Below are 6,602 nucleotides of genomic sequence, written 5' to 3' on the forward strand. Positions count from 1 at the left end.
AATTGACTGGTTCTACTTTCTACTTGGCGTAGAACTCCTTCAGATCCACCGCCGCACCCACAGCAGCGCTCGCAGCGCAAGGAGGGCCCCCATGACCGAAGAATCCCCACGCGGACCGCGCGTCGGCATCAAGGGCCCGCTCATGTTCTCCGCGTTCTTCGGCGTGGTTGCGTTCGTGGCGGTGCTCATCTTCGGTTCGGGTGGGACGGGGCACGGGATGCGCTTCGACCTCGCCTTCACAGCAGGCGGAGTCGCGTTCATCGTGTGCCTCGTCATCGCCGCGATGCTGTCCATGACCTACAAGGAGAACTCCGAGCACCTCGGCCAGGGGTCCGGCGTGAACCTTCGCTCGGCGGACCGACTCAAGGGCAAGGGCAAGGCGCCCGAAGCCAAGCGTCCCGAGGATCCCGCGGACGGCGCTCACCGCGAGTAGCTGGGAGCGAGCGCAGAGCGGGGTTCGACATGTACATTGGGAACCGAACCTCCGAGACCCAGTGAGCTGAGCCCATGACGCACCTTTACACCGGCCGCGGCCCCGACGCGGGGCTTGCGCCCGCCGTCCGCCTGTCGCCGCGTCGCCGTGCGGTCGCAGGCCTTCTCGGCATCTACCTCGGCGCCTTCGGGGCTCATCGCTTCTACCTGGGCTACACGGCCTGGGGCATCGCGCAGGTGCTCGCCGCGATACTGCTGGCGAAGGCCACCTACGGCACGATCTTCCTCTGGGGCATGATCGAGGGAACCCTCATTGTGCTCGGCGCCCAGCCGTTCCGCACCGACGCCCAGGGCCGCCAGCTGCGCTGACTGGCAGAGGAGCTGGGCGCCAGCTGCACTGCGCCCGAGGCGCGCTCAGCTCCAGACCGGAGCCTGATCCGTCCATCCAATCGGAATCCCGAGCCGCTCGACGGTCCCGGGGCTCGACGTCTCGGCGACTCCCACCACGGCGAGGGCGTGCACCACGAGCCGAGTCTGGACAGCCGCAACCCAGGTCGCCGTGTCGGCATGCTTGTGCCGCGCGTCGACGACGAGCCATACCTGGTCGGCCCGGAGCCGCTCGGCTCCAGCGGCGTTGGTCGCCGTCCAGCCCCGTCGTCCGAGACCGAAGGCGACGACGATGGGCTGGCCCAGCGCGGTGCCTTCGGCTCGCGCGGCGGCGGCCTCGCGCCGACCTTCGAGCGAGGGCACGTTGTACGCCTCGAGCAGTCCGGACGTTCGGAGCTGGGCGCCGACCGCCTCGGCGAGGGCCATCGCTGGTCCGAGTGCCGCGTCGTGTGGCGCAGCGACCACTGTGAGACTCCCGGGCGTCCGCAGTGGAGCGCTCGCGGGCGAGTCCTCGAGCATCACGGGTGCGCCCAGCTCTTGCAGGATGGCCCCCACATCTTCCTGCGGAGAGGCGGGGCCGAGTTCGGGAAGCGTCAGGCGAGCGCCAGCGTCTGTGGCCAGTTCGGCGTCGTCAAGGTCTGGGACCACGGCGAGGCCCTCGTAGCGGAGGCCGCGGAGCCGTCGGAACCCGGTTGCCTTCACCGGCTCGGCGCTGATGAGCTGTGCGTGGGGCCCGAGAGCCATGGCCTTGGCCTTGAGCTCGTCGAGGGAACGTGCCCTGAGCAGGGTGGTGGGCACTATGGAATCGCCCCTTCGTCATACTGCATTTTTTCGAAGCGTACCAAGGGAGCGCCCGATATCGGTCTAGCTGGCGGCCTTCCGCTCACGATAGGCCCGCACGTGGGCGCGGTTCCCGCAATTGCCCGTGTCGCAATAACGCTTCGAGCGGTTCTTCGACAGGTCGATGAGGACGGCCTCGCAGTCGTCCGCGGCGCAGATCCGCAGCCGGTCGAGCTCTTGGGAGCGGATGACGTCGACGAAGGCCATCGCGGCCTCCGCCCCCACGCGCTGCGCAAGCGGTGCCTCGGGCGTCGTCACGTGGAGGTGCCAGTCCCAATGGTCGTGCTTGACGAGCTGGGGGAGAGCGCTGGTTTCCCGCAGGATCGCGTTGACGAGGTCGACGGCGTCCTCCTCCGAGGCGTCCCAGAGTCCCCTGAGGCGGGACCTGAGGGTTCGCACGGAGGCGAGTTCGCCGTCGTCGTGCGTTCTCGACCCCGTGAACTGCTCCTCCTCGAGGAAGCGGTCGAGGTCGGCGAGCGTCTTCAGGTGCTCCTCGCCGTCGGAATCCAGCGTGTTGACCAAGTTCACCGCGCTCCGCAGCGCGACTTCGGTGTCAGGTGCGAACAACACTTTGACTCATGACTCCTCTCGGGTCTACTGTCATCACCATACTCTGCTTTTGGTCCTGACATGTTTTTTGGAGGTGTCTCATGCTGTCCGCGAACCGTTCGGCGTCCGGCCTGGTTTACGCGCTGCTCTCGGCCGCGACCTTCGGTATCAGCGGGCCGCTCGGGAAGTCCCTCCTCGAGGCCGGCTGGAGCACGGGTGCCACGGTCGGGACCCGCATCGGCCTCGCCGCCCTCGTGATGCTCGTGCCGACGCTCGTCATGCTGCGCGGCCGCTGGGCTCAGCTGCGCCGGGGGCTCGGCATCATGGCCGGCTACGGCATCGTCGCCGTCGCCGTGTGCCAGTTCTGCTACTTCAACGCGGTCTCACGGATGAGCCCGCCGGTGGCGCTCATGCTCGAATATCTCGCGCCCATTGTGATCGTCGGCTGGATGTGGGCCCGCTCGCGCCGCCGCCCCGGCCTGCTCACGATCGCGGGGACGGTCGTTGCCATGCTCGGCCTCGTGATCGTGCTCAACCTGTTCAGCGCCACCCGCGTGGATCCGGTGGGAGTCCTGTGGGGTCTGGGTGCCGCCGTCTGCCTCGCCGTCTACTTTCTCCTGTCGGCGAGGGCCGACGGCGTCCTGCCGCCATTCGTCATGGTCGGCGGTGGCATGGTGTTCGGCGCTCTCGCGATCGGGGCCCTCGCCATCGTGGGAGTGCTGCCCCTCGCCGCGAACTTCGGCACCGTCGAACTCCAAGGAGTCGAGACGAGCTGGATCGTGCCGATCCTCGGGATCACCCTCATCGCGGCGGTCGCTGCCTATTCGCTCGGCATCGTCGGCGCCCAGCGGCTCGGGCCGAAGGTCGCGAGCTTCGTCTCGCTCACCGAAGTGCTGTTCTCCGTTGTCGCCTCATGGCTCCTCATCGGCGACGTCCCCGCGCCGGTCCAGGCTCTCGGCGGCGCCCTCATCGTCGTCGGCGTGATCCTCGTCCGCGTCGACGAGCTGCGCGCGCCGGTCCCCGAACTCGCCCAGCCGATGCCGGCTGAGCCGCTCCCACCGGAGATCAGCGCGCGAAGCGCGTGAGCCTCAGCGAATTCGCCACGACGAGCACCGAGCTCGCCGCCATCGCCGCGCCCCCGATCATCGGGCTCAGCAGCCCGCAGGCCGCAACCGGGATGCCGATGGTGTTGTAGGCGAAGGCCCAGAACAGGTTCGTCTTGATGATTCGGAGCGTCGCGCGCGAGAGCTCGATGGCCAGCGCAACCTGGCCGAGGTCGTCTCCCATCACGGCGAGGTCGGCTGCCTCGCGCGCCACGTCGGTGCCGGACCCCATTGCGATCCCCAAATCGGCCTGCGCGAGCGCAGCGGCGTCGTTGACGCCGTCGCCCGCCATCGCCACCGTGGCGCCGGCACCCTGCAGCCGCCGCACGGCGTCGACCTTCCCCTCGGGGCTCACCCCAGCGATGACATCGGACGGCGCGATCCCTACTTCGGCGGCGACCCGACGGGCGACGGCGGCGTTGTCGCCGGTGAGCAGGACAGGCCTCAGCCCGAGAGCCTTGAGGCGGACGACGGCGTCCCGCGACCCGCGCTTGACCGTGTCCGTCAGGCTCACTGCGCCGACCGCCTGCCCCTCAACCGCAACCCACACCACGGTCGCTCCCGCTTCCTCGCGGGCGCTGAACTGGCCGCGGAGACCAGACGGAACCTCGGCGCCGTGCGCGCGAAGCCATGGCTCGCGTCCCACCACGACCCTCCTGCCCTCGACGAGCCCGCTCACCCCGCCGCCACCAGCGGACGCGAAGCTCTCGACGTCAGGGAGCCTGCCGCCGTCGTTCGCCGCCCGCGCGGCCTGGGCAATCGCCTTGCCGACCGGATGCTCGCTCGCCGCCTCGACAGCTCCAGCCAGCCGCAGGACATCACGCTCAGTCCAGCGGGGCACGACATCGACCGCTGAGACGCCAAGCCGCCCTGTGGTGATGGTGCCCGTCTTGTCCAGCACGATCGTGTCCACGCTGCGGGTATCCTCGAGCACTTGGGGGCCACGGATCAGGATGCCGAGCTGCGCACCGCGTCCGCTCCCGGCGAGGAGACCCACTGGCGTGGCGAGTCCCAGGGCGCAGGGGCACGCGATGACGAGCACGGAGACAGCGGCGGTGACCGCAGCGTCCGTCGATCCGCCGACCGCCATCCACACCACGAACGTCAGCGCGGCGACGCCGAGGACGATCGGGACGAAGACGCCGCTGATGCGGTCTGCGAGGCGTGCGATGGGGGCCTTCGAGGATTGGGCCTCCGACACCAGACGGCCCATCGCGGCGAGGGTGGTCTCCGATCCGGCTCGCGTGGCTTCGACGACGAGCCTGCCCGAGGTGTTGATCGTCGCGCCGGTCACCGTGTCGCCGGGGCCGAGGTCGACCGGAACGGATTCGCCGGTCAGCAGCGAGGCGTCGACGGCCGAGGTGCCGCTGCGCACCAGTCCGTCGGTCGCGATCTTCTCGCCCGGCCGCACCACGAACACGTCACCCGGAACAAGCTGCTCCGCCGGAATCCGATATTCGACACCATCCTTCAGGAGCATCGCATCCCTGGCTCCGAGGTCCAGGAGCGCTCGGAGGGCGCTTCCGGCGCGGTCCTTCGCGCGGGCTTCGAGGAGGCGCCCGAGGATGAGGAAGGTCGCCACGACATCGGCCACCTCGAAATACAGCTCAGCGCCCATCGCCTCGCCGGGCGACGCCGTGAGCTGCGGATTCGCGATGAGCTGGCCGGCCGAATAGGCATAGGCGGCCACGATCCCCAGGGACACAAGGGTGTCCATGGTCGAGGAGCCGTGTCGGGCGGCGCGCAGCGCAGCGCGGTGGAAGGGCCACGCCGCCCAGGTCACCACAGGCAGCGACAGGAGAGCGGCCCACCACCCCCAATCAGGGAAGCGCAGGAGCGGGACCATCGAGATCAGGAAGGTCGGGACAGTGAGCGCCGCTGCCACCACGAGTCGCGGCACGAGGCTCGCCCGCTGGCGCCCGGGCTCGGTCTCGTGCTGCGCCGCGTGGCGCTCGCGGAGACTCGCGCTGTAGCCGGCGGCTGAGACCTGCTCGAGGAGCTGCTGGTCGGAGATTCCCGACGGGGCGAGCACGCGTGCCGATTCGAGGGGCAGGTTGACGGTGGCCGTGACCCCTTCCAGTTTGCCGAGCTTGCGCTCCACCCGGCTCACGCAGGAGGCACAGGTCATGCCCTCGATGGCGAGCTCGATGACGCGTGCCTCGCCGTAGGCCTGCTGGGGCGCTGCTTGGGGCATCGTGGGCGCCGCCTACGCGTCGTTGTCGACCACGAGGTAGCCGGCCTCCGCGATGGCCTCGCTGATCGACTCGTGCTTGAGCTTCCGCGTCGAACCTATGGTGACTTCGGAGGCGCCGCCGACCTTGAGGTCCACCGCGACGTCCTCGACGCCGTCGAGCGCTTCGAGCTCCTCGGTGACGGCGTCGATGCAGTGGTGGCAGGTCATACCGTCGACCAGGACCGTGGTGGTGAAGTGGGTCATTGTGGCTCCTAGCGTTTGTGGGTGGGCAGCTCGGGGGACAGCAGGCTTAACGACGGCAGGCTCAACGGAGGAGGCGGCCAATCGCGTCCGCGGCCTCTTTGACCTTGAACTCGATCCCTTCCGCGCGGCGTTCGGGATCGGGCTCGCTCGCGGCGCCGACCACGCAGTGGCCGATGTGCTCTTCGAGGAGGCCGAGGCTCACAGCGTGAAGGGCCTTCGTCACCGCGGAGACCTGGGTCAGGATGTCGATGCAGTACTTGTCCTCATCGACCATCCTTGCGATGCCGCGGACCTGTCCTTCGATCCGCTTCAGGCGGCGAAGGTACGCGTCCTTGTTCGTGGTGTAGCCGTGGATGGGGGAGTCGCCCGATCCTTCGGCAATCTCAGGAGAGGGGGCCGTTTCCATGCCCAAGAAGCTATACCGGGGGAGGGTATGCGTCAACTACCCCCTAGGGGTATATATTTTCGAACGGCAACCTGTGGCGGAGCCCACAGGGCCTCAAGTTGCTGGCGGGCGGCAGGGCCGGTAAAGTATTTCGAGTCGCCGACGGAGAGCGCGGACAGCGCGAAGGCCGCGGCGGCCGAAACCCTTCCTCACAGTTCAGAAACGCAGCGGTGCTGTGTGCCTGAGTGTGAGGGCCGGAAATAAATTGCAGTCGCTTTGAATTGTGAAAATGAATTTGAAGCGGAAGCGATGATCTGGTAGGTTAGAGAAGTTGCTTCGGAGCGGGTCAGATGGTTCTGGCTGATGTTCCGGGGGGACCGGTTGTTTGAGAACTCAATAGTGTGCCATGTTCGATTCGATGCCATTTTTTTGATGGCTGATTTTGTCTGGTCTGCTGCACCCCCGTGCA

The 6,602-nt window shown here is 68.1% G+C and carries 9 protein-coding genes; 3 read left to right on the forward strand and 6 right to left on the reverse strand.

The features are described 5' to 3' along the window. Positions 1-91 precede the first annotated feature (91 nt). Positions 92-433 carry a hypothetical protein gene (locus E5679_RS17300; protein WP_138418167.1) on the forward strand — a complete coding sequence of 114 codons (342 nt, stop codon included), beginning with the start codon at positions 92-94 and terminating at the stop codon, positions 431-433. A 74-nt stretch (positions 434-507) separates the two neighbouring features. Continuing rightward, entirely contained in the window at positions 508-801 is a 294-nt protein-coding gene (locus tag E5679_RS17305; protein ID WP_138418169.1) for a TM2 domain-containing protein, read from the forward strand. 45 nt (positions 802-846) lie between these two features. On the opposite strand, the gene E5679_RS17310 is transcribed toward E5679_RS17305, so the two are convergent. Next, entirely contained in the window at positions 847-1,617 is a 771-nt protein-coding gene (locus E5679_RS17310; RefSeq protein WP_138418171.1) for a hypothetical protein, read from the reverse strand. A gap of 66 nt (positions 1,618-1,683) precedes the next feature. After that, positions 1,684-2,229, reverse strand: coding sequence for a CGNR zinc finger domain-containing protein (locus E5679_RS17315; protein WP_138418173.1), 546 nt, complete (start codon positions 2,227-2,229; stop codon positions 1,684-1,686). Between the two features lie 80 nt (positions 2,230-2,309). On the opposite strand from E5679_RS17315, the gene E5679_RS17320 reads away from it, so the two are divergent. Further along, on the forward strand, positions 2,310-3,293 hold the full coding sequence (locus tag E5679_RS17320) for an EamA family transporter (protein WP_138418175.1): 984 nt from the start codon (positions 2,310-2,312) through the stop codon (positions 3,291-3,293). Here E5679_RS17320 and E5679_RS17325 read toward each other — a convergent pair. The 4 genes from E5679_RS17325 to E5679_RS21100 all read right to left on the reverse strand — a co-directional run. Beyond that, positions 3,274-5,505: a heavy metal translocating P-type ATPase gene (locus tag E5679_RS17325; RefSeq protein WP_138418177.1), complete on the reverse strand. Its 2,232-nt coding sequence runs from the start codon at positions 5,503-5,505 to the stop codon at positions 3,274-3,276. The two genes, E5679_RS17320 and E5679_RS17325, sit on opposite strands and share 20 nt — an antisense overlap. A gap of 12 nt (positions 5,506-5,517) precedes the next feature. Then, entirely contained in the window at positions 5,518-5,748 is a 231-nt protein-coding gene (locus E5679_RS17330) for a heavy-metal-associated domain-containing protein (protein ID WP_138418179.1), read from the reverse strand. A 61-nt stretch (positions 5,749-5,809) separates the two neighbouring features. Further along, on the reverse strand, positions 5,810-6,154 hold the full coding sequence (locus E5679_RS17335; RefSeq protein WP_138418181.1) for a metal-sensitive transcriptional regulator: 345 nt from the start codon (positions 6,152-6,154) through the stop codon (positions 5,810-5,812). Positions 6,155-6,342: 188 nt separating this feature from the next. Further along, positions 6,343-6,602, reverse strand: a 260-nt coding sequence (locus tag E5679_RS21100; protein WP_212746997.1) for a hypothetical protein, incomplete at its 5' end; no start/stop codon positions are given.

This window comes from Sinomonas gamaensis, from assembly GCF_005876955.1.
GTDB lineage: Bacteria > Actinomycetota > Actinomycetes > Actinomycetales > Micrococcaceae > Sinomonas > Sinomonas gamaensis.